The sequence below is a fragment of the Micromonospora sp. NPDC049359 genome, assembly GCF_044466585.1.
GTDB lineage: Bacteria > Actinomycetota > Actinomycetes > Mycobacteriales > Micromonosporaceae > Micromonospora.
The window spans coordinates 314,616-335,720 of sequence record NZ_JBITMW010000005.1 but is presented as its reverse complement, the minus strand read 5'-3'; the positions used below and the strand labels follow the sequence as shown (position 1 = coordinate 335,720).

18 protein-coding genes are annotated in these 21,105 nt (G+C 70.6%); 9 read left to right on the top strand and 9 right to left on the bottom strand.

All coding sequences use genetic code 11. The features are described from left to right. The first annotated feature begins 54 nt into the window (after positions 1-54). Positions 55-288 carry a holin gene (locus ACIBTX_RS15145; RefSeq protein WP_357171436.1) on the top strand — a complete coding sequence of 78 codons (234 nt, stop codon included), beginning with the start codon at positions 55-57 and terminating at the stop codon, positions 286-288. 126 nt (positions 289-414) lie between these two features. Beyond that, positions 415-2,685, top strand: a complete 2,271-nt coding sequence (locus ACIBTX_RS15140) for a glycoside hydrolase family 44 protein (protein ID WP_357396844.1) — start codon at positions 415-417, stop codon at positions 2,683-2,685. A gap of 162 nt (positions 2,686-2,847) precedes the next feature. Here ACIBTX_RS15140 and ACIBTX_RS15135 read toward each other — a convergent pair whose 3' ends face one another. Continuing rightward, on the bottom strand, positions 2,848-3,651 hold the full coding sequence (locus tag ACIBTX_RS15135; RefSeq protein ID WP_357123302.1) for an NAD(P)H-binding protein: 804 nt from the start codon (positions 3,649-3,651) through the stop codon (positions 2,848-2,850). Positions 3,652-3,740: 89 nt separating this feature from the next. After that, entirely contained in the window at positions 3,741-3,923 is a 183-nt protein-coding gene (locus ACIBTX_RS15130) for a hypothetical protein (protein ID WP_357123425.1), read from the bottom strand. Here ACIBTX_RS15130 and ACIBTX_RS15125 point away from each other — a divergent pair. Continuing rightward, positions 3,840-4,160 (top strand): helix-turn-helix domain-containing protein, encoded by a 321-nt coding sequence (locus ACIBTX_RS15125; RefSeq protein WP_357123422.1) that lies wholly within the window; start codon positions 3,840-3,842, stop codon positions 4,158-4,160. The two genes, ACIBTX_RS15130 and ACIBTX_RS15125, sit on opposite strands and share 84 nt — an antisense overlap. A gap of 88 nt (positions 4,161-4,248) precedes the next feature. Here ACIBTX_RS15125 and ACIBTX_RS15120 read toward each other — a convergent pair whose 3' ends face one another. Next, positions 4,249-4,611: a helix-turn-helix domain-containing protein gene (locus tag ACIBTX_RS15120; protein WP_355052955.1), complete on the bottom strand. Its 363-nt coding sequence runs from the start codon at positions 4,609-4,611 to the stop codon at positions 4,249-4,251. Positions 4,612-4,719: 108 nt separating this feature from the next. On the opposite strand from ACIBTX_RS15120, the gene ACIBTX_RS15115 reads away from it, so the two are divergent. After that, a complete protein-coding gene (locus tag ACIBTX_RS15115; protein WP_357123299.1) occupies positions 4,720-5,559 on the top strand; it encodes an NAD(P)H-binding protein in 840 nt (279 codons plus the stop codon). Between the two features lie 54 nt (positions 5,560-5,613). On the opposite strand, the gene ACIBTX_RS15110 is transcribed toward ACIBTX_RS15115, so the two are convergent. The 4 genes from ACIBTX_RS15110 to ACIBTX_RS15095 form a co-directional block, all read right to left on the bottom strand. Next, positions 5,614-6,342, bottom strand: coding sequence for an anti-sigma factor (locus tag ACIBTX_RS15110; protein ID WP_357123296.1), 729 nt, complete (start codon positions 6,340-6,342; stop codon positions 5,614-5,616). Then, on the bottom strand, positions 6,339-6,965 hold the full coding sequence (locus ACIBTX_RS15105) for a sigma-70 family RNA polymerase sigma factor (RefSeq protein WP_357123293.1): 627 nt from the start codon (positions 6,963-6,965) through the stop codon (positions 6,339-6,341). Before ACIBTX_RS15105 ends, ACIBTX_RS15110 begins: the two co-directional genes overlap by 4 nt. Before the next feature lie 76 nt (positions 6,966-7,041). Beyond that, entirely contained in the window at positions 7,042-8,565 is a 1,524-nt protein-coding gene (locus tag ACIBTX_RS15100; protein ID WP_357123289.1) for a molybdopterin-dependent oxidoreductase, read from the bottom strand. A gap of 59 nt (positions 8,566-8,624) precedes the next feature. Beyond that, positions 8,625-9,254, bottom strand: a complete 630-nt coding sequence (locus ACIBTX_RS15095; protein WP_396832602.1) for a fasciclin domain-containing protein — start codon at positions 9,252-9,254, stop codon at positions 8,625-8,627. 260 nt (positions 9,255-9,514) lie between these two features. On the opposite strand from ACIBTX_RS15095, the gene ACIBTX_RS15090 reads away from it, so the two are divergent. From ACIBTX_RS15090 to ACIBTX_RS15080, 3 genes are all read left to right on the top strand, one after another. Continuing rightward, a complete protein-coding gene (locus ACIBTX_RS15090) occupies positions 9,515-9,736 on the top strand; it encodes a hypothetical protein (protein ID WP_357171433.1) in 222 nt (73 codons plus the stop codon). A 72-nt stretch (positions 9,737-9,808) separates the two neighbouring features. Further along, positions 9,809-10,852 carry a hypothetical protein gene (locus tag ACIBTX_RS15085; protein WP_396832601.1) on the top strand — a complete coding sequence of 348 codons (1,044 nt, stop codon included), beginning with the start codon at positions 9,809-9,811 and terminating at the stop codon, positions 10,850-10,852. A gap of 153 nt (positions 10,853-11,005) precedes the next feature. Further along, complete coding sequence (locus ACIBTX_RS15080) at positions 11,006-12,109, top strand: FUSC family protein (RefSeq protein ID WP_357171430.1); 1,104 nt, start codon at positions 11,006-11,008, stop codon at positions 12,107-12,109. A gap of 322 nt (positions 12,110-12,431) precedes the next feature. Here the strand turns inward: ACIBTX_RS15080 and ACIBTX_RS15075 are convergent, their stop codons facing one another. Beyond that, positions 12,432-13,061, bottom strand: coding sequence for a VOC family protein (locus ACIBTX_RS15075; protein ID WP_357171429.1), 630 nt, complete (start codon positions 13,059-13,061; stop codon positions 12,432-12,434). 174 nt (positions 13,062-13,235) lie between these two features. Between ACIBTX_RS15075 and ACIBTX_RS15070 the strand changes: the two genes are divergently transcribed. Further along, positions 13,236-13,730, top strand: a complete 495-nt coding sequence (locus ACIBTX_RS15070; protein ID WP_357123271.1) for an SMI1/KNR4 family protein — start codon at positions 13,236-13,238, stop codon at positions 13,728-13,730. A gap of 28 nt (positions 13,731-13,758) precedes the next feature. Here the strand turns inward: ACIBTX_RS15070 and ACIBTX_RS15065 are convergent, their stop codons facing one another. Beyond that, complete coding sequence (locus ACIBTX_RS15065; protein WP_357171428.1) at positions 13,759-14,784, bottom strand: XRE family transcriptional regulator; 1,026 nt, start codon at positions 14,782-14,784, stop codon at positions 13,759-13,761. Between the two features lie 213 nt (positions 14,785-14,997). Between ACIBTX_RS15065 and ACIBTX_RS15060 the strand changes: the two genes are divergently transcribed. After that, complete coding sequence (locus ACIBTX_RS15060; protein WP_363660950.1) at positions 14,998-21,063, top strand: RHS repeat-associated core domain-containing protein; 6,066 nt, start codon at positions 14,998-15,000, stop codon at positions 21,061-21,063. Positions 21,064-21,105 lie beyond the last annotated feature (42 nt).

Genomic DNA, 21,105 nt, shown 5'->3' with positions numbered 1-21,105 from the left:
CAGGCATTCTTGGCTCATGGACCATTCCACGAACCTGGCTCTGGAGGTACGGACATGTTCACCACGAGATTCTGGAAGGCCACCGCCGAGCGGGCGGTGAAGAGCGCCGCGCAGGGTCTGCTCCTCTACTGGGGGGCCGACGTGGTGTTCAACGCGTGGCAGGCGGACTGGGCGGCAGCGGGTGGCATCGCGTCCGGCGCCGCGGTGCTGTCGGTGCTCACCTCGCTCGTGAGCGCGAGGGTGTCGGGCGAGGGTGACTCGCCCAGCCTGGTGGGCGGCGAGCAGTAGCACCGACCCAGCCGGGAGCCCTTCGGCGTCGAAGGCGCTCCCGGCCGTCGAATTGACTCGGAGGCACGAAGGCGCGACGCTGTGGCAGCGCTCCCATCGACGGGCTCCTATTCGAAAGGAATGCTCGTGCGTCCCCACACAGCTCTACTTCCGGTCGTGCTCGCCACGGCCCTCGGCGGTCTGGCCCTGCCCGCGCCCGCCCTGGCCGCGGCTGGCCCGGCACTGGCCGTGGACACCACCGCCGCCCGGCACCAGATCAGCCCGTACATCTACGGGATGAACTTCGCGGACGAGGCCCTCGCCCGCGACCTGCGGCTGCCGGTGCACCGCTACGGCGGCAACGCCACCACCCGTTACAACTTCCGCGCCGACACCACCAACCGCGCGGCGGACTGGTACTTCGAGAACATCCCCAACGACAACCCGAGTCCCGGGGACCTCCCGAAGGGCTCGGAGAGCGACCGGTTCGTGCGGCAGAACAAGGCCACCGGGGCCGCCACGGTCATGACGATGCCGATGCTCGGCTGGATCGCCAAGGACCGGACGCGGGCCTGTGGCTTCAGCGTCGCCAAGTACGGCCCGCAGGAGTCCACCGATCCCTGGGCACCGGACTGCGGCAACGGCAAGAAGCCGGACGGGTCACTGATCACCGGCAACGATCCGGAGGACACCAGCACCGCCGTCGGCCCGGAGTACGCCACCGACTTCGTCAACCACCTCAAGGAGCAGTTCGGGGCCGCCGCCGACGGAGGGGTCCAGTTCTACAACCTGGACAACGAGCCGGATCTGTGGCACTCCACCCACCGCGACGTCCGCCCGACCGGGCTGGGCTACGACGAGCTACGCGACCGCACCTACGAGTACGCCGCCGCGATCAAGGCCGCCGACCCCGGCGCGAAGACGCTCGGTCCCGTCGGCTGGGGCCTGAACTCGATCATCTACTCGGGCCTCGACCAGGACACCTGCTCGCGCACCGGCTGCTGGTCGAACCCGCCGGACAAGGCCGCGCACGGCGGGCAGGACCTCGGCCCGTGGTACCTCGACCGGATGCGCGAGTACGAGCAGCAGCACGGCACCCGCATCCTCGACTACTTCGACGTCCACCTCTACCCGCAGCAGTCCGGCGTGCTCGGCGACGCGGCCGGCGACGCCAACACCCAGGCGCTGCGACTGCGCTCGACCCGCCAACTCTGGGACCCGACCTACGTGGACGAGAGCTGGATCAACCAGCCGGTCCGGTACATCCCGCGCCTGCGCGAGCTGGTCGACCAGCACTACCCGGGCACGAAGATCGCGATGACCGAATACAACTGGGGCGGCTACGGGTCGCTCAACGGCGCTCTCGCCCAGGCCGACGTCCTCGGCATCTTCGGCCGCGAAGGACTCGACCTGGCGACCCTCTGGACCGCACCGACGACCGACCAGCCGGTGGCCAACGCCTTCCGCATCTACCGCAACTACGACGGCTCCGGCGGTGCGTTCGGTGACACCTCCGTCCAGGCGACCAGCGCCGACCAGGGCAAACTGGCCGTGTACGCCGCCGAGCGCAGCGCCGACAAGGCGCTCACCGTGGTCGTCGTCAACAAGACCGGCGACGACCTGACCAGCCCGGTCGCCCTCACCGGCGTCTCCGCGAGCACCGCCCAGGTCTACCGGTACAGCGGGACGAACCTGGCCGGCGTCGTCCGGGAGGCCGACCAGCCGGTGACCGCCGGTGGCCTCACGACCACCTTCCCGGCCAACTCGATCACCCACCTGGTGCTGCCGCGCGCCACCGCGCCCGGCGACACCCAGGCGCCGACCGCCCCGGGCAAGCCGACCGCCGGCACGGTCACCAGCGACAGCATCGCGCTGGCCTGGACGCCGTCCACCGACGACACCGCCGTCACCGGCTACGACGTGCACCGGGTCGACACCACCGGCACGGTGAAGATCGGCAGCGCCACCGGCACCACGTACACCGTGACCGGGCTGACGCCGGACACCCCGTACACCTTCGTGGTGACCGCCCGCGACGCGGCGGGGAACGTCTCGGCGGCCTCGCCCGGCCTGACCGTGCGGACCGCGCCCACCGCGCCCACCGCCCGTTGCGCGGTCGGCTACACCGCGAACAGTTGGCCGGGCGGCTTCACCGCGACCGTGACGATCAAGAACACCGGGACCACCGCGATCGACGGGTGGAAACTCGGCTTCGACTTCCCCACCGCCGGCCAGAAGGTCAGCCAGGGCTGGTCGGCCACCTGGAAACAGAACGGCACGAGCGTCACCGCGGACAGCATGAGCTGGAACGGCAAACTCGCCGTCGGCGCGTCCACGAGCATCGGCTTCAACGGGACGTGGAGCGGCACCAACCCGGCGCCGACCGCCTTCACCCTCAACGGTCAACGCTGCGGATGACCTGAGAGTCCCACTCCGTTAGCAGGCCGCAGGGGTCCGGGGCGCAGCGTCGCCCCGGACCCCTCGCCCGCGAGCGGCGGAGCACTGAGCTTCTACGGTCGGGACCTGACCGCCGCCGTCCTGGCAGCTGTCGAGCCTCAGGACCGGGCGGAGCAGGTTCTGTCAACGCGCGGCGGCTGTGACATCGGCGGCGGCGGCGAGGGGATCCGTGAGCGGTCGATCCAGCAGGCGCCCGAGGTCAGGACCGGTGTGGTGGAGAAACCCGTGGCGGACACTGCTGGCGATCGAGGCGAGCATCGGCGGCTGGTACGGCAGCAGGATGGCGTTGCCGAGCAGGCGGGCGCGGTACTCGCCAAGATCGATCGTGCGGTGCGCGACGCCGAGACGATCGGCGATGTCGCCGGCGGTGATCGGGGTTCCGACCAGGTCGTACACCTTTCCGGCGTGGGCGCTGGGCTCGCTGGCGACGACGGCTGCGGCAGCGGCCAGGTCGGCCCGCGCCACCGCGGCGAGCGCGCCGGTCCCGAACGCCGACTCCAGGCCGTCGGGCGTCCACGTGAGCAGGGCCCCGAAGAGTTCGGCGTACAGCCCGTTCCGCAGGATCGTCCAGGCGAGCCCGCTGGTCGTGATCAGGTGCTCGGTAGCCCGGTGGGCCAGCGCGAACCCGAGATGGTCCCCGGCGCTGGTCAGGCTGGTGTACGTCACGTGCGCCACTCCGTCGCGCCGGGCGGCGTCGAGGAGGGCTCGGTGACGCGCGATGACTGTGTCGTCCTCGGCATACCCGGCTGAGATCAGGACCAGGGTCGAAACCCCGGTGAGGTCGAGGGTCGCGGGATCGTCGAAGTCGAGGTGGCGCTGTGCGCCAGTGGGAGTGCGACTTGCCGCCAGGGCGGGTGTCCCTCGCTGGGCCAGCTCTGCGAGGGTGCGCGAGGCGAGCTGCCCGTTGGCGCCGGTAAGCATGATCATTGCGGCTCGGTCTCCTGCCGTGGTTCTCTTCAGTAACTACCGGGCAGCCTGGACCCACGCCCGGCGGGCCACAAGGAGGCAGTCTCGTGTCACCAGCGCACACCGAGGTAACCGCGGAAGCCGCCGAGCTCGAACCGTGCGGACAGCCGGAACACCCGGACTGCGGCATCCGAGACGTTCTTGACCGGGTGGGCGACAAGTGGTCCGTACTCGTGATCGTCGAACTCGCCGCCGGGCCGCGACGCTTCCGCCAACTCCAGCGCGCCATCCATGGGATCTCCCAGCGCATGCTGACCCTCACGGTGCGCCGCCTGGAACGAGACGGCCTCGTCCTTCGGACCGTTTACCCGAGCGTGCCCGCCCAGGTCGACTACCGCCTCACCGAAACCGGCACCAGCCTCACCCATCTCGTCAAGGCCCTCGCCGACTGGTCGCTGGCACACCGCGACGTCATCGCCGAAGCCCGTCAGGCGTACGACAGCGACCACCCCGGCAACGAGATCCGGTGACCCGCAGCGCATCTTCGACAAGCTGACCGCGCCAGCTCGTCGGCCCGCCCATCACGGTGAGGTTCTGCTTCCGCGTTGTGGATGGTCCTCATCGCCCGGCGTCGTAGGCATCCCGCGCGCGTTCCACCTCTGGGAGGCTGGCGTCGGCCCACGTGGCCAGGTGGGCGAAGATCGGGCCGAGGCTGGCGCCCAACTCGGTGATCTGGTACTCGACTCGCGGCGGCACCTCGGCGTGGTAGGTGCGCGTCACGAGTCCGTCGCGTTCGAGTTGGCGGAGCCGCTGCGTGAGCACTTTGGGCGTGATGCTCGTCAGTCGGCGCTCCAACTCCACGAAGCGCTGCCGACCGTATTCGTGCAAAGCCCACAGGATTGGCGTGGTCCACCGGCTGAACACGATGTCCACGACCGGCGCGACCGGACATGCCAGCTCGGGATCCGTCGAGCGCTGCATGTGCCCTCCGTCACATATCCATTACTATCCTCTAGGTACCTACTATATCGGCGCTACTAGCGTTTCCGGCAACCGCGCGAACGACGCGGTCGAACTGGAGACACAGACATGTTTGTCGTGGTTGGAGCCACCGGAAACGTCGGCAGTACGCTCACGTCAATCCTCGCGGCCTCGGGCGGTGGGGTGACGGCGGTATCCCGGGGACGACGCCCGATCGCCCTGCCAGACGGGGTCCGTCACCATCACGCGGACCTAGAGCGGCCGGAAAGTCTGAGCCCGGTGCTCGCCGGCGCCGACGCGCTGTACCTCCTCGTCGAGGGCGCCGGAGCCCATCTCGACATGCGCGAGATCCTGCGGGTCGCCGCGGCCGGTGGCGTGAAGCGCATCGTGCTGCAGTCCTCGCAGGCGGTCGTTACACGGCCCGACTCGCCGTCACACGCACCCCTGCACGCCATTGAGGACCTGATCCGCCGATCCGACCTCGGCTGGACGATACTGCGCCCTGGCGGCTTCGCCTCCAACGCATTCGCCTGGGCGGAACCGGTGCGGAGTACGCGGATGGTGGCCGCGCCGTTCGGCGACGTCGGTCTACCCTTGGTCGACCCGGCCGACATCGCCGAAGTGGCGGCCGCAGCCCTGCTCGACAGCTCGCACGTCGGCCGCACCTACGAACTGACCGGCCCGGCTCTGAGCACGCCTCGCGAACGGGTCGCCGACCTCGCCGCCGCGCTCGGCGAGCCGATCGGCTTCGTGGACCAGACGCCGAACGAAGCCCGTGAGCAGATGCTGCGCTTCATGCCGCCACCGGTGGTCGAGGGCACGCTGGCGATCCTCGGCACGCCCACCGAAGCCGAACAGCGGATCAGCCCGGACATCGCCGAGATCCTGGGCCGATCCCCACGCCCCTTCGCCGCCTGGGCGAAGCGCAACATCGACGCTTTCCGCTGACGCCTCGCGCCCGTGGCGGTACGGCGGAGCAGCGATCTCTCCTGGCGCCGGTGCTCAGCTCAGCGCGACCGTGCCCACGATTCGCGTGGGGGCGACGGAACCGCCCACCGGTTCGTTGGAGACGCCGAACGTTCCCGCCTCGGCAACCGGGCCGATGACCGTGGTCGACTCCCTGACTCCCTCTGCCAGCCGTCCCACCTTGCGGGGCTCGCTGCCACGGATGAGCCACAGCTCGTAGATCCGCCCGGGGCCGGGCTCGGGCAGGTCGCGCAGCAGCACCACCCCGCGGTCCCGGCTGCGGGAGACCACCACGGTCGCGGCGCCACCGGGCTGGAGAGACCGCTCGAACACCCGGGCGTCCGGGGCGTCCAGGACGGCGGCGATCTGCCGCGCCTGCTCGCTGCTGGCCCGCTCGTCGCTGACCCGATCGTTGGTCACGGCCCAGGTGGCCGCGCTCGCGCCGCCGGCCACGAGGACGGCCACCGCGGCGGCCACCGTAAGGCGTCGCCACCTGCCTGCCTGCCGTGTGGCGCTGTCCCCGGCGGCTGCGGAGCGCACCTGCGGGGTGCGCGCCGCCTGGACGAGGGTGCGCTCCCGCAACCCCTGGGGCAGGGCCTCGACGACGGTATCGTCGGCGAGCCGGGCGACCGTCTCCCGTAGCTCGGTCACCTCCTGTCGGCACGACTCGCAGTCGGCCAGGTGCCGCTCGAACGCCGCCCTCTCAAGGTCGTCGACCGCGTTCAGGGCGTACGCGCCGGCGAGGGTGTGGATGTCGGCACTCATGCCCGTCCCTCCATGTCGATGCCCAGGCAGTCACGCATCCGGATCAGTCCGTCGCGCATCCGCGTCTTCACCGTCGGCAGCGGTGTCTTCAGCTTTTCGGCGACCTCACGGTAGGTGTGGCCGCCGTAGTAGGCCAGGACCACCGCCTCCCGCTGGACCGGTGTCAGCCGGCCCAGACAGCGACGGACCTGTTCGCGCTCCAACCGGGCGGTGACGTCCTCGACGACCTCGTCGTAGGGGACGTGCGTCTCGGTCGCGGCGACCCGCTGGGTGCGGTCGGTGTGGGCCTGCTCGGAGCGCACCCGGTCCACCGCCCGCCGGTGCGCCATCGTCAGGATCCAGGCGGAGGCCGAGCCACGACCGGCCTCGAATCGGCCGGCGGTGCGCCACACCTCGACCAGCACCTCCTGCGTCACCTCCTCCGCCTGCGCCGGGTCGCGCACGACGCGGCGGGCCAGCCCGAGGACGCGGCCGGCCATGGTGTCGTACAGCGCCGCGAACGCCGCCTCGTCACCGCGTGCCACCCGCGCCAGCAGCTCGTCGGGGCTCGGTGGCGTCGCGGTATCCGGCGGCACCGAACGTAACCGCCGCGCGTGTTCCGGGTCGCCGCTCATCCTCGGCATGTCCTCTCCTGTGCAGGCGGCCGTGCAGTCTGCCGCCGCGTACTCGTTCCTGGCCGGAATCACGGCAAGCACCAGGTCAGGTGATCGTGACGGTGGTGCTGTGCCAGCCGGTCGCGCCGTCGGGGAAGGGCGCAGCCCGTTGGTCGGTCTGGGTCGCACCTGTCGCATCGGTGGCCCGTACGCGCAGGGTGTGGCTACCCGGGGTGGCGTCCCAGCGGTAGGTCCACTGCCGCCACAGGTCCGGCGATGGTCCATCGGCGAGGCGGGCCTGCCGCCACGGCCCGTCGTCGACCTGAATCTCGACGGCCACGATTCCGCGCCGTTGCGCCCACGCGACACCGGCGATGATGACAGGCCCGGCGCGACGTTGCGCGAAAGGTCTCGGAGTGTCGATGCGCGATGCGGTCTTGACGGGCGCGTCGGCGGCCCACCCGCGCTGCACCCAGTAGGGGTCGAACGCGTCGAAGGTGGTCACCTTCATCGAGGTGAGCCACTTGCAGGCCCCCACGTAGCCGTAGAGGCCGGGAACGAGCATGCGGACAGGGAAACCGTGTTCCAGGGGCAGGGGTTCACCGTTCATGGCCACGGCCAGGAGCGCGTCGCGCCCGTCGAGGATCGCCGCGAGCGGAGTGCCGATGGTCATGCCCTCCACCGAGCGGCTGACAAGCTGGTTCTGCCCGGCGTGGAGGCCCGCCTCGCGAAGCAGCGGTGCAAGGGGAACCCCCGTCCAGCGGGCGGTGCCGATGTAGGGACCGCCGACCTCGTTCGAGACACAGTTCAGGGTGATGTCACGCTCGACGAGGCCACGGGCGAGAAGATCCTCGAATTTCCAGGTACGAGGACGGTCGACTGCCCCGTCCAGGGTCAACCGCCAGGTCTTCACATCGACCTGCGGGACGGTGAGTGCCGTGTCGACACGGTAGAAGTCCCGGTTGCGGGTGAGGAACGCCGAAACCCCGTCGACACCGACGGAGACACCGCCGGGTAGCGGCGGTGCCGGTCGTACCGGCGGCGGAATGCGAACGGCGGCGCGGGAACGGGCGCCAACCGCACTGCCGCGACCGACGGCCTGGCCAACGGCGGCCGTGGCACCGGCGGTCAGCGCGGTCCCCGCTGTCGTGGCCAGGAACTGACGGCGGTTGAGCAGCCTCGGCCGGCTCGGCGCGATGGCCGTTACCGTTCGACCGGCGCGCGCCAACAGCAACATCGCGGCCGATCCGACGCCGACGCCCGTCAGGACCGGCAGGACGTCCAGGGGTGTCGCCCCCGGGCGGGACAGGACGGCCGCGACACCGACAGCGGCGAACACGGCGAGACCAGCCAGACCGTAGCGTCGTCGTCGAAGCGCCGCCGCGCCGAGCAGAACCGCGGCCAGGGCCAGCAGCGCGTAGACGCCGACGAGGAGCGCGATCTTGTCGTTCGCGCCGAAGGTGCGGATGGCGAACGCCTTGACGCCCTGCGGTGCCAGGTCGATGGCGACGCCGCCGACTGCCAGCACCGGATCGGCGGCCGGGGCAACCAGTGCCGCGAGGAGATGCGCCACGGCCAGGGTCACTCCGGCGGTCAGCAGGCCGACGACCGCGCCGCGGACGGCGGTCATGCGGAGGGTCGGCCCCGGCCGACGAGTCGCCGGCCGGGGCTCGATGTCGGTCGCCGCCATCAGCTCTTGGGCATCAGAACGGTGTCAACGATGTAGACGGTGGCGTTGGCCGTCGAGACGTTCCCGCAGACCACCATCGAGGTGCCGTTGACGGTAAACGACGAGCCGCTGCCGGTCACCTCGAGGTCGCCGCCCTGCAACGTCTTGTGGGTGCCCGCCAGGGTGTCCGGCGACAGCTGGGTCGTCACCACGTGGTAGGTCAGGATCTTCTTCAGCAGGGCGTCATCGGCCAAGACCTTGTCCAGGTCCGCCTTCGGGATCTTGGCGAACGCATCGTCGGTCGGCGCGAACACCGTGACGCCCTGCGCGCCGTTGAGCGAGTCCACCAGGTTGGCCTTCTTCACGGCCGTCACCAGCGTCGACAGCAGCGGGTTGCCGGACGCGGCCGTGGCCACCGGCACCTTCGCCATCGCCTCGAAACTACCGGGGTTGGACGCATCGGTCGGCACGGCAGCGCACCCCGAGCCGAACTGACCGGACATCATCGTCGAGGGCGAAGCCGATGCCATCGGCGCGCTGGCCGACATGCTCGGCGCGCCGCTGGCGCTGTCCCCGCTGTCGGTACCGCCACAGGCGGACAGGGCCAGCACAGCGATCACGCCAACGGAGGCGAACAGGCGACGCTTCATACGAACTCCTCAAATGCTTGTACTTCACTGCTGTTGTCATGAGGCATTCGAGGCCGATCGCGAGACGGATGGGCGCAACAGGGAGCAAATTCGGAACGGCACCGGGAGCAGACCTGCGGGCTTGTGTCCAACCGGCCTCTGACCTGCACAATCCGAGCTGGCCTGGCCAGCCTCACGGCCAGGGCAGCATCTTGCGGAACTGCGCCGAAGCCGTCCCGCCCGAAAGCATGAGTGCCCAGGCACCGGGTACCCGACCTGGCATGGGCAGCCAACAGCGCAACAAGCACGACAGCGGCGGCGAGTCGGCGCGGGGCCGCCGGCACCCGGGCAACGGCGCACGGGGCCGGCAGGGGGCGACGGTCGAGCACTCGCCTGATCAGCGGCACGAGCGCACCGCTACCGGATCAGCGGGCACCGAGCGCGACCAGGGCCGGTCGAAGGCGGCCCACGAGGGCCGAGTCAACCGCCAGGGTACGGCCTGACCGGTCGGAGCCGAATAACCGCCGGAAAATCAGCTACTCCGACAGCCGGGGCGCCGTCGCAGACGCCGGCTGGTGCCAGCGATCCGGGGATTCAGGACCGGTACGCGGGCCATAAGATCCACCGATATGGCCCGCACCACGCCTCCGCGTCCGCTGGATATCACCGCGGTATTTCCCGAGCTACGGGAACATTCCACCACGGCCACCCGCCTGCATCCCCGACCCGGCGCTCCGACCGTCAGGGACAGCTCGGTCGGTGGACCGCTGCTGTGGCCGGCCCACGAGGTGTGGCCGGTCTGCGACGACGCCGGGGCGCACGAGCCGTGGAACCTTACGACCCCGGCTGCCCTGCGCCGCAGGCGGGAGATCCTCGCGACCGCAGAAGCCCGGGATCCGGTGCCGGGTGGGGACTTCTTGACCGTCAAGGAGCGGGCGGAACTCGACGCCGCCGACGCCCTGGAACTGGACGGCCTGATCGAGGATCCCATCCCGTTGGTCCCCGTCGCGCAGCTCTACCGACGAGACATCCCGGATTACGCCGGTCCGGACGACACCGACCTGCTCCAGGTGCTGTGGTGCCCGGTCGACCACTCGGACCGGCACTACAGCCCTCGCGTCTTCCTCTACTGGCGCGACAGTTCCACCGTCGGCCCTCTGCTCGAAGCACCTCCCGAGCCGCCGGTGATCAGCGACATGTACCTGCCGATCCCGTGCCTGGTGCACCCCGAGCAGGTCCACGAGTACCAGTACGCCGATCTGCTGCCTGTTGACCTACGCGACCGGCTCGACGAGTGGGATGACGACGAGGACGAGAGCCGTCCCCGTTATCAGAGCGACCTGTCGCTGGCGCCGGGATGGAAGGTCGGCGGGTTCGCGAACTGGTCCCTGACCGATCCGTACCCGATGGACTGTGTCGCCTGCGGCACCGCGATGACCTTGATCTGCACCGTGGATTCGGGCGACTGGAACGGGATGCATTGCAGCTGGCGCCCGTCCGAGGAGGACCCGACCGCGTCCCCCGACATCGTCGGCGTGCAGATCGGGCGCGGCTACTCGCTGTACACCTTCCACTGCTCCGTGTCATTCGATCATCCTCCGCTCACCGCCATGCAGTGAAGCGGCCGCCCACCATGACCTGCCATCGGCCTCTCGTCCCGCGTGCCGCCCGCCACCCAACGATTGAGCAGCTCACAGGCGGGGTAGTCCCGGTCCTCGCGGAAGATCAATAGGCGGCCGGGTCGGGGCCGCCCGGCGAGAGGGGCAGCACCGGTGCGGACGTGGGGGCGCGACGCCGTAGCGCGGTTGCGGGACGACGGGATGACCGTGGTCGAGCTGACCGCCGCCGCGGTGGTCGCCTGGATCGTGGCGGCGGTGGTGATCCGTCACCCGGACCCGTTCTATGCGCCGACCGCCGCGCTCGTCGTGCTCGGTGAGTCCCGCGGGCGACGGCTACGGCAGACCGTCGAGATCCTGCTCGCGGTGGCCGCCGCCGTGCTCGTCGCGGAGCTGCTCGTGTACGCGCTGGGCCCCGGTACCGGCACGGTCCTGCTGGTGCTGCTGCTGACCACCACGACGCTGGTGCTGATCGGAGCCCGCCGTGCCCTGGTCGTGCAGGCCACCGTGTCGGCCATGTACCTGGTCGTGGTCGCCGCGCCGCACGGCACGCTGATGCCGTTCCGCTTCGTCGACGCGCTCGTCGGCGGCGCGGTCGCGTTGGCCGCCAGCCAGCTGATGGCCGCCCGCGACCCGTTGGCCCCGCTCGTGGCGCAGGCGCGGCGCAGCTACACCGACCTGGCCAACCTGCTCGATGAGGTGAACACCGCGCTGCGGGGTTGCGACGAGGATGCCGCGCGCGCCGCGCTGGACCAGGCTCGGCAGGTGGACGACTGCGTCGCCCAGCTACAGACCGCCGTGCTCGCCACCGGTGAGACGCTGCGGCTGGGACTGCGCCGCCGGCACCTGGGCAAGCTCGTCGACGTGGAGGCGACGCTGCGGCAGCTCGACTATGCCGCGCGCAACATCCGGGTGCTGGCGCGGGCCGGCGTGACCCTGACCCGCCGGCACACCGCCACACCGCCGGAGCTGGCCGCCGCGATCGGCGCGCTGACCGCCGCCGTACGGTCGGCCGGGGAGGCTCTGGCCAGCGACCTCAGCGGCGCCGACGCCGACCGGCACGCGCACCGGGCCGACGCGGCGGCCCTGGAAGCGGTCCGGATCGCCGCGGGCCTGCTGCGGTCCGATCCGCCGCTGCCCGTCACCATGATCGTCGGACAGATCCGGGCGACCGCCATCGACCTGCTGCGCGGCGTCGGCCACGACGACGTGGGGGTGCTGGACCGGGTGGACGAGGCGCTCGGTCTGAGCCGGGTGTGACGCCCGGTCAGTCGGGGCGAGAGGCAGTTCGTGCCCATCTCGCCCGTTGCGGGCTGGACCGCGCCGCCGCGCGCGGCCGGTGGCCGGGCGTGACCCTCAGCCACCTGCGTGGAGGCGGATGCGGCGGTAAGCGGTATACCGCACAGTCATATTCATACCTCTGAGGAATACCGCTCAACAGCACCATCGCCACGGCGGGCAGCCAAAGCGAGGGAGCGCTCTTCGCCCAATTCCTTGCGCAGTTCGTTCACGAGCCCGCGTTCGGGTTCCCAAAAGATCAGCAGCTTCGGGCCCATCTGCGGGTCGCGCTCTGGCTGGCCCGCTACTCGCGTCCAACCCAGGTCGCGACGCATGCCTCATTACCCTCGGGGTCGGCCAGCACCCACCACTTCGGCGCGTGTGCGTCGGAGACGACGCGCCCGCCGGCGGCCAGGGCGGCGGCGACGCGGTCCTTCGCTTGATCGTGCGGGACGGCGATGTCGACATGCATCCGGTTGCGTTGCGGTCGCGCCGTCTCCATGGGTTGCAGCCCGAATCCGGGCCCCCGTCGCGCCGGATCGGCCAGGTAGTCGTCACCGATCTGCCGGTATCCCAGCAGCGCCTGCCAGAACGGCAGCACGTCCGACTTCACCAGGGCATCGAGGGTGATGTTGAGGAGCTGCACCGCCGTGGGATCGGCGGGGATGCCCAGCGCCCGCGCAGCGGCCGATATCCGTCGCGCCAATGAGATGTCACGCCGCGACAGCGACACGGTGACGCCCGCGTGGCGCAGATCCAGGTTGAGATGCTCCTGCTCGTCGCGGCCGGCGAGCCGGCCGATCTCGTCGACGAACGCGATCCCCGCCGACAGCGAGCCAGTCCGGAAGTAGGCCGAAACCAGGTGGTAGAGACAACGCCAGTCTTCTACACCGTCAGCCTCGTGGAAACGCCCAGCGGTGATCTGCACCGTCACGTTCGCGAACCTAACAGCAGGATGCTCACCTGAGCCAGCCGAGGAAGCGTCGGGGCAGCGCACCCGCCGGGTCCGCGCAGTCGCGGCAGGAGTGAATCCTCAACACGAACAGCGTTCAGACAATGGAGCCCCGGGGCGTTCCGGCAACCGACGTTCAGCGACTACCGTCAGCGCGTGCTCGATCCCACGATCATCTTCGACGCCTCCGATCCGCTGGAAAGTCCGCTCACCGACGAGGTTCTACGGCAGGTGGAGGCACAGCTCGGCCGCAAGCTACCCGCCGCGTACGTCGACCTGGCCCGGCGACACAACGGCGGATTGTTGGCTCGTGACGCCTACCCCTCGCCCAGCCGAACCTCCTGGTCGGCGAACTACGTCGCGGTGGACACCCTGGCGGCGATCGGCCGGACCGCGCCCTTCAGCCTGTGCGGCGAGCTCGGGAGCGCGTTCTGGATAGCCGAGTGGGGCTACCCCGACATTGGTATCTACATCGCCGACTGCCCCTCAGCGGGCCACGACATGATCGCCCTCGACTACCGGTCCACGGGCGAGCCGACAGTCGTGCACGTCGACCAGGAGTGGGATTACCAGATCACTGTCCTCGCCCCCGATTTCGAGACGTTCCTGGGCGGCCTCGTCGACGACACGGATTTCGATGAGGACGATTGATCGTCCGCTCGGCAACCACGGCAGTGATTCAGGACGATCGGCCTGCCTGTTTCGTCGCGACGAACAGAAATTCCTGGTCCAGGGCCCCGGTGCAGTTCGCCTGCATCGCCTCGGCGCCGGGGTTCACATCGGCCGGGCCCCCGAGCGCCCCGACGCAGAGACCACTGTGGATCGGGCGTAGCCGATAGCCGCCGGGCACCGGCACGTTTGTGGCCTCCAACAGGTACCGCTGGTGGGCGGCACCGGTGCAGTTGTCCGGCGCCAGCAACGCGCCGTCCCCCGTCAGCGCCTCGTCGACGGTCAGACAGCCCGCGCCCTCCTTCGGATGGTGCCATTCGATCTCGTAGACCCCGACACCGACCGCCTTGAGGAAGGTGTCCGGGGAGATCCGGTCGCACGCCCGTTGCACCGCCAGCGGCCGGTCGGTACGGCCGTTACGCTCCCGCCCCTCGCCCAGGCACAGGTCACGATCCCGCACGTGCGCGGGTTGGATCAGGTACCAGCCATCGGGCAGGGCGGCAGTCGCGGGCGTGGAAGCCCCGGAGGATTCCACGGCACGGCCACCCGAGCCGTTCGAGCCGTCTGAGCCGAGGGCGCCCTTCCAGGCCAACGCCGTGCCCGAGCCGATCACGGCGGCGAGGGCGGCGATCACCACGATTGCCCTCCTCGACCGTCGCGGCCGAGCAGCCGGCGCGGGCGGCGCGACCGGTTCCGCCGTGGCCACCTCGGCCTCCTCGACGGGATCCGGAGAACCGCTCGAGATCGGCCCGACGGCAAGCCGGTTACGGACCGCGACCCAGCGGGCCGCGGCGGCGTCGCCGAGTCCGCAGGCTCTCGCAAAGGACTGCACCACCTGTTGCCGGGGCAGGGTCGTACGGCTCAGAGCCGACGCGATCGTGCTCGACGGCAGGGCGTCCCCTGAGGCGTCGGCCTTGGCCGCGAGTTCCCGGTACGTGAGGCCGGACCATTCCCGCAGGGCCCGCAGCGCCGTCACGAACTCGGCCGGGTTCGTCGCCTCGTCGGGGTTCGGCGGCTGCGTTCCGGCTTCGGACATTCGACTCCCCCATGCGTCGATCGGACTCGATCGAGGTTAACGATCCTAGTCATCTGACGCTCGCCGTGCGGGCCCGTTCGGGACTGTCCCGAACGCGCCGGATCCGTTGCCCACGGCGACGTCCGACGCCCAGTGTCCTAGTCGGATGGCCGATCCGGCGCGTGCGGGGCAACCGGCTTGTTCGCAGTCACCACTTCACGCGGGGGGAACAGGATGCCCATACCAGGTACCCGTCGGATCGGCTGGATACGCGCCGGTCGTGGCTCGCTGGCCGGCGCTCTCGTCCTGGCGCTGGTCATCAGTTTGGCCGGGGCGGCGCCCGCACAGGCCGGGCCCGCCGCCGGCCGCCCCCGCTCCCCCGCTGCCAAGAACCCGGTCGCGCCGGTCAAGGGGACGTCGGCACCGGCCCGCCCGCGTGCTGTCGACCTGGAGGAGCAGGCCGCGCTGCGTAAGGCGGCCCGCGCTGAGTGGCCGTCCGCCGCCGCCGTGGACGTACCCGTCGCCGCCGCCGTCCGGCCGATGTCGAGCGAGCCGGAGATCTCCCTCGCCCGGGCCGGTGCGCTACCTCTGTGGGTCGGATCGCCCACCGGGGCCGGCACGGTGCGCGTCGAGCTTCTCGGCCAGGACGCCGTCCGAGCGGCCGGGTTGACCGGCCTGCTCATCCGACTCTCCCGCCGGGACGACACGGCCCGGACGCAGGTGAGCATCGACTACTCCGGCTTTCGTACCGCCTACGGCGGTGACTACGGCTCCCGGCTGCGGCTGGTCCGGATGCCCGAGTGCGCGGCCACCACGCCGGCCGCCCCCGGTTGCCGCACCGGCACGGCGGTTTCCAGTCGCAATCAGCCGGCCACCGGTCGGGTCGAGGCCCGGGTGCCCGACGGCTTGTACGCGCTCACCGCCGGGCCGTCCGGCGGCGCCGGCAGCTACCAGGCCACCTCGCTCTCACCGACAGCCACCTGGGAGGTCGGCCTCCAGTCCGGAGACTTCACCTGGTCGTACCCGATCGACACGCCGGAGGTCCCCGGCGTCGAGCCCGACCTAGCCTTGAACTACTCGTCCGGTTCTATCGACGGGCGGGTGGCCGCCAACAACAACCAGCCGTCCTGGGTGGGCGAGGGCTTCGAACTTCAGTCCGGCTTCATCGAGCGCTCCTACAAGCCCTGCTCGACCGAGCCCGCCTCGCCGGTGGGAGACCTCTGCTGGGGCAGTGACAACGCGATCGTGTCGCTGCCCGGCGCGGCCGGCGAGCTGGTCCTGGACGACACCAGCCGCACCTGGCGGATGGCCGACGACGACGGCTGGCGGGTGGAGCGGTTGACCGGCGCCGTCAACGGCGACGACGGCGACGACAGGACCGACAGCCGCGACGGCGACAAGGGCGAACACTGGCGACTCACCGCACCCGACGGCACCCAGTACTACTTCGGCCTCAACCGGCTACCGGGTTGGGCCGCCGGCCGGGCCGAGACGAACTCGACCTGGACGGTGCCGGTCTTCGGCAAGGAGCCCGGGGCCTGGTGCTACCGGGGCACCCCCGCTGACGCCTGGTGTCAGCAGGCGTACCGCTGGAACCTCGACTACGTCGTCGACCCGCACGGCGACGCCATGTCCTACTACTACCGCCCCGAGACCAACCACTACGGCCGCAACGCCACCGCCACCGCGCCGACCCCCTACGTCCGGGGCGGCCAGCTCGACCGCATCGAGTACGGCCAGCGCGCGGACACCCTGTTCACCGTGCCGGCCGCCGCCCGCGTGGTGTTCGCCCCGGCCGACCGTTGCATCCCGGGGAGCAGCTGCGTCACCTCCCAGCCGCAGAACTGGCCGGACACCCCACTCGACCAGGCCTGCACGTCGACCGGGACGTGCCAGGTCTTCGCCCCCACGTTCTGGTCCACCAAACGCCTCGACCGGGTCACCACGCAGGTGTACACCGCCGGCGCCTACCGCGACGTCAGCTCCTGGCAGCTCACCCAGTCATACCCCCGGCCACAGGACCAGACCAGCCCGCCGCTGTGGCTGGACGCGATCCGGCAGTCCGGTCACGTCGGTGGCACCACCACGCTGCCGCCGGTCACCTTCGACGGGCAGACCTGGCCGAACCGGGTGGACACCGCTGACACCGTGCAGGCGCTGTACAAACGCCGGATCAGCGCCGTGCACACCGAGACAGGTGGCCAGATCTCGGTGGCGTACGCGCCGGTGCAGTGCCGGCCCGGGGGCCTGCCGGCCGAGGACGACAACAACCGGCGCTGTTTCCCGGTGTACTGGGGCATCGGGTCCGCCACCCGGCTGGAGTGGTTCCACAAGTATGCCGTCAGCCAGGTGACCGAGGAGGACCTGGTGGGTGGCAACCCGCCGGAGATCACCTCTTACGAGTACGACATCGGCGGGCACGCCTGGCACCACGACGACGCCGAACTGGTCCCGACCGGCCGCAAGACCTGGGGGCAGTGGCGCGGTTACCGCACCGTGCGGGTACGCACCGGGGCCACCGGTGGTCAACGTTCCCTGACCGAATACGTCTTCATGCGCGGCATGAACGGCGACGTCAACAAGTCCGGTCCGCCGGACCAGGGCGTCCAGGTGGACGGTGTGCCCGACGATCCGCAGTGGAGTGGCTTGAACCGGGTGGTCACCACGTACGACGGCGACGGTGGTCCCTGGTTGCAGCGCAGGGTCTCCGCGCTGACCGGCGTACGGGCCACGGCCACCCGGGAGCGTACGGGGATGCAACCGCTCACCGCGTACCTGGTGACCGGCACCACCGAGCGGATCCTCACCGCGCTCAGTGACGGCTCGACCCGTACCACCGAGACCAACTACGGCTACGACCCCGACTACGCCGGGATGACCCGGGTCGAGGACAAGGGCGACCTGGCCGATCCGGGCGACGACACCTGCACCCGTACCTGGTACACCCGCAACCTGAAGGCGTGGATCACCGACACGGTGTCCCGGACCGAGACGGTGGCCGTGGGCTGCTCCACCACCCCGGCGTACCCGGACGATCTCATCTCCGACGAACGCGGCTACTACGACGGCCAGTTGGGCTGGGGTGCGCCGCCGACCGCTGGCGACGAGACCCGCAGCGAGGAGGCCGGCTCCTGGTCCGGCGGCCCGGTCTACGTCACCGCCGGCTCGACCGAGGTGGACGGGCACGGCCGGCCCACCGCCGTGGTCGACGCGTTGGGCCGCCGCAGCAAGACCGCGTACACGCCGGCACTGGGCGGGCCGACCACCCAGGTCAGCACCACCAACGCCCTGGGCCACACCACCACGAGCACCCTGGACCCGCTGCTGGGTAGCCCGGTCAGCACCGTGGATGCCAACGGGCGACGGACCGACCTGACGTACGACGCCCTGGGCCGGTTGCGCCAGGTGTGGCTGCCCGGCCGGGCCAAGGACACCCAGAGCCCCAACAGTCGCTTCGAGTACGTCGTCCGCGCCGACGGGACCAGCGCCACCCGCGCCGAGACCCTGACCGGGGACGCCGGCGGCGGTTACCGATCCGCGTACACCCTCTACGACGGCTTCCTGCGTCCCCGGCAGACCCAGACGGCTTCCCCCGCCGGCGGCCGGATCATCACCGACACGTTCCACGACGGCCACGGCCGTGTCGACCGCACCTACGACGACTACTGGGAGGCCAGTCGCGACCCGGTCCCGGAACTGTTCCGGCCGACCGGCAGCGTGCCCGGCGAGACCCGGTACGGCTACGACGGAGCGGACCGGGAGACGGTGGAGATCTTCCTGTCCCACGGCGTCGAGCAGTGGCGCACCGGCACCGCGTACGGCGGCAACTGGACGTCGGTGGACCCGCCCGACGGCGGCACCGCCACGACGACGGTCGTCGACGCCGACGACCGGGTCACCGCCCTGCGGCAGTACACCGGCGGGTCACCCACCGGCGCCTACGACGAGACCCGGTACACGTACACCAGGGGCGGTGAGCTGGCCACCGTCACCGACCCGGCCGGCAACGTCTGGCGTTACTCCTACGACCTGCGCGGCCGCCGGATCCACACCGAGGACCCGGATACCGGTACCTCGACCTCCCGCTTCGACGACGAGGACCAGCTGACCAGCGCCACCGACGCCCGCGGGCACACCGTCGCCAGCACCTACGACCCGCTCGGCCGCCCCACCGGCCGGTACGACGGTTCCCCGGACGGCACGAAGCTGGCCGACTGGACCTACGACACGCTGCCCGGCGGTATCGGGTTGCCCACCGCGGCCACCCGGTACGCGGGCGGCGACACGTACCGGTCGGAGACCCTGGGCTACGACCCGGCGGGTCGGCCGACCGGAACCGCCGTCACGGTCCCGGCCGCCACGGCCGGGCAGACCGAGCGGTACGCCAGCACGTTCAGTTACAACGCGGCGGGGGCGGTCACCTCCGCCAGCCTGCCGGCCGTCGGCAGCCTCGGTGGCGAGACGGTCACCTACACCTACAACTCCCTCGGTCTGCCGGCCACGATGACCTCGCGGACCGCGTCCGGCGGCAGCGTCACCTACGTCAACGACACCGCGTACGACCCGCTGGGTGACGTCGAGTCGTACCAGCTCGGCGGCCCGGAGGCGGTGCTGCTGCGGACCTTCGGCTACGAGACCGGCAGCCGCCGGCTGAGCACCGCGCAGGCAATCGGCGTGGGCACCGAGGACGCCACCATGGTCAGCGACGTCAGCTACCGCTACGACGACGCCGGCAACGTCACCTCCATCGCCGATGCCGCGGTCGGCGACACCCAGTGCTTCCGCACCGACTACCTGCGCCGGCTCACCGAGGCGTGGACCGCCACCGACGAGTGCGCCGCCAACCCCAGCCTCTCCGTCCTCGGCGGGCCGGCCGCCTACTGGCAGTCGTACCGGTTCGACAAGGTCGGCAACCGCACCGAGGAGGTCCGCCACGACGCCGTCGGCGACACCCGCCGGACGTACGACTATCCGGCCGCCGGCACCGCCCAGCCGCACACCCTGCGGTCGGTCACCACCACCGGGCCGGCCGGCAACCGGACCGACACCTTCGGCTACGACCCGGACGGCAACACCACCACCCGGGCGGTGGCCGGCAAGGACCAGACCCTGACCTGGGACACCGAGGGCAACCTGACGGCGATCGCCGAGGGCGGCCGGACAACCTCCTTCGGGTACGACGCCGACGGCAACCGGGTGCTGCGCCGCGACGCCACCGGCACCACGTACTTCCTGGGCAACGCCGAGCTGTTCCGCCCGGCGGCCGGTGGCGGCGCCCTCGGCACCCGCTACTACGGCCACGACGGCGACGTGATCGCCGTACGGACCGCGGACAACCGGCTCAGCTGGTTGGTGGACGACCACAACGGCACCGCCGGGGTGGCGGTGGACGCGGTCACCCTGACCCCGACCCGGCGCTACAGCCTGCCGTACGGCGGAAGCCGTGGCTCCGCGGCGAGCACCTGGCCCGGTCAGCGGGGCTTCGTCGGCGGCACCGTGGACGCCGGGGTCGGCCTGGTGCGGATCGGCGCCCGCGAGTACGACCAGGAGACCGGCCGGTTCCTCTCCGTCGATCCGGTGATCGACGAGTCCGACCCGCAGCAGATGCAGGGCTACGCGTACGCGAACAACAGCCCGGTCACCTACTCCGACCCGGATGGGCTGCGACCCGACTGCGGCACCGGTAAGGGCTGCACCCAGTTCAACAAGACGCACCGCTACAACGGCAAGAAGTACGTCAAGAAGCCCAAGCCCAAGCCGAAGCCCAAGGCCAAGGCCGTGCGCCGGCCGGCGGCCGGGCCGAAGTCGGCGCGGGACCGACTGCTGGCCAAGGACAAGCAACTCGACGATCGCGACAAGCGCGGCAAGGTCAAGCCGAAGACGGCTAAGAAGAAGGAGAAATCCGACGACGGTCGCCCTTGTGCGTGTCTCACCGGGGGCCAACGTGGAAAACGCGACGGTAAACACTCCTTCCTCCAAGGCAAGAATGCTGCGGAGCTGGATGAGATGTACAAGCAGGCGCGGAAAGACCGGAACTTCGACCTAGCGAAAAAGATCAAGGAACATCAGAAAAACACGGGCTCCCGCAATTACGGAAACTCCAATAATTCGCGAACGGCCAAACCCAAGGCATCGCCGACACCTGCGCCGACGGCAACACCCCAGACCAAGTTCGAGCCGCCACGTGTTCGACCGGACGAGGGCGTGATAAAGACGGTCGTCATCTCATTGCTGGGAATCGGACTGGGAATTCTCGCTGGGATCGGCTGCGCCGGAACCGGTGGGGCCGCCTGCAGCTGATCGGCATCGCGTTCCTATTCGAATGACGACCAGATGTCCCGG

What these genes read in the sequence shown, in the direction of transcription:
- ACIBTX_RS15095 (WP_396832602.1), bottom strand. Translation starts at nt 9,254, where the DNA reads ATGAAGCGTCGCCTGTTCGCCTCCGTTGGCGTGATCGCTGTGCTGGCC.
- ACIBTX_RS15110 (WP_357123296.1), bottom strand. Translation starts at nt 6,342, where the DNA reads ATGAGTGCCGACATCCACACCCTCGCCGGCGCGTACGCCCTGAACGCG.
- ACIBTX_RS15100 (WP_357123289.1), bottom strand. Translation starts at nt 8,565, where the DNA reads ATGACCGCCGTCCGCGGCGCGGTCGTCGGCCTGCTGACCGCCGGAGTG.
- ACIBTX_RS15065 (WP_357171428.1), bottom strand. Translation starts at nt 14,784, where the DNA reads ATGTCCGAAGCCGGAACGCAGCCGCCGAACCCCGACGAGGCGACGAAC.
- ACIBTX_RS15135 (WP_357123302.1), bottom strand. Translation starts at nt 3,651, where the DNA reads ATGATCATGCTTACCGGCGCCAACGGGCAGCTCGCCTCGCGCACCCTC.
- ACIBTX_RS15115 (WP_357123299.1), top strand. Translation starts at nt 4,720, where the DNA reads ATGTTTGTCGTGGTTGGAGCCACCGGAAACGTCGGCAGTACGCTCACG.
- ACIBTX_RS15130 (WP_357123425.1), bottom strand. Translation starts at nt 3,923, where the DNA reads ATGGATGGCGCGCTGGAGTTGGCGGAAGCGTCGCGGCCCGGCGGCGAG.
- ACIBTX_RS15105 (WP_357123293.1), bottom strand. Translation starts at nt 6,965, where the DNA reads ATGCCGAGGATGAGCGGCGACCCGGAACACGCGCGGCGGTTACGTTCG.
- ACIBTX_RS15120 (WP_355052955.1), bottom strand. Translation starts at nt 4,611, where the DNA reads ATGCAGCGCTCGACGGATCCCGAGCTGGCATGTCCGGTCGCGCCGGTC.
- ACIBTX_RS15060 (WP_363660950.1), top strand. Translation starts at nt 14,998, where the DNA reads ATGCCCATACCAGGTACCCGTCGGATCGGCTGGATACGCGCCGGTCGT.
- ACIBTX_RS15090 (WP_357171433.1), top strand. Translation starts at nt 9,515, where the DNA reads ATGGGCAGCCAACAGCGCAACAAGCACGACAGCGGCGGCGAGTCGGCG.
- ACIBTX_RS15145 (WP_357171436.1), top strand. Translation starts at nt 55, where the DNA reads ATGTTCACCACGAGATTCTGGAAGGCCACCGCCGAGCGGGCGGTGAAG.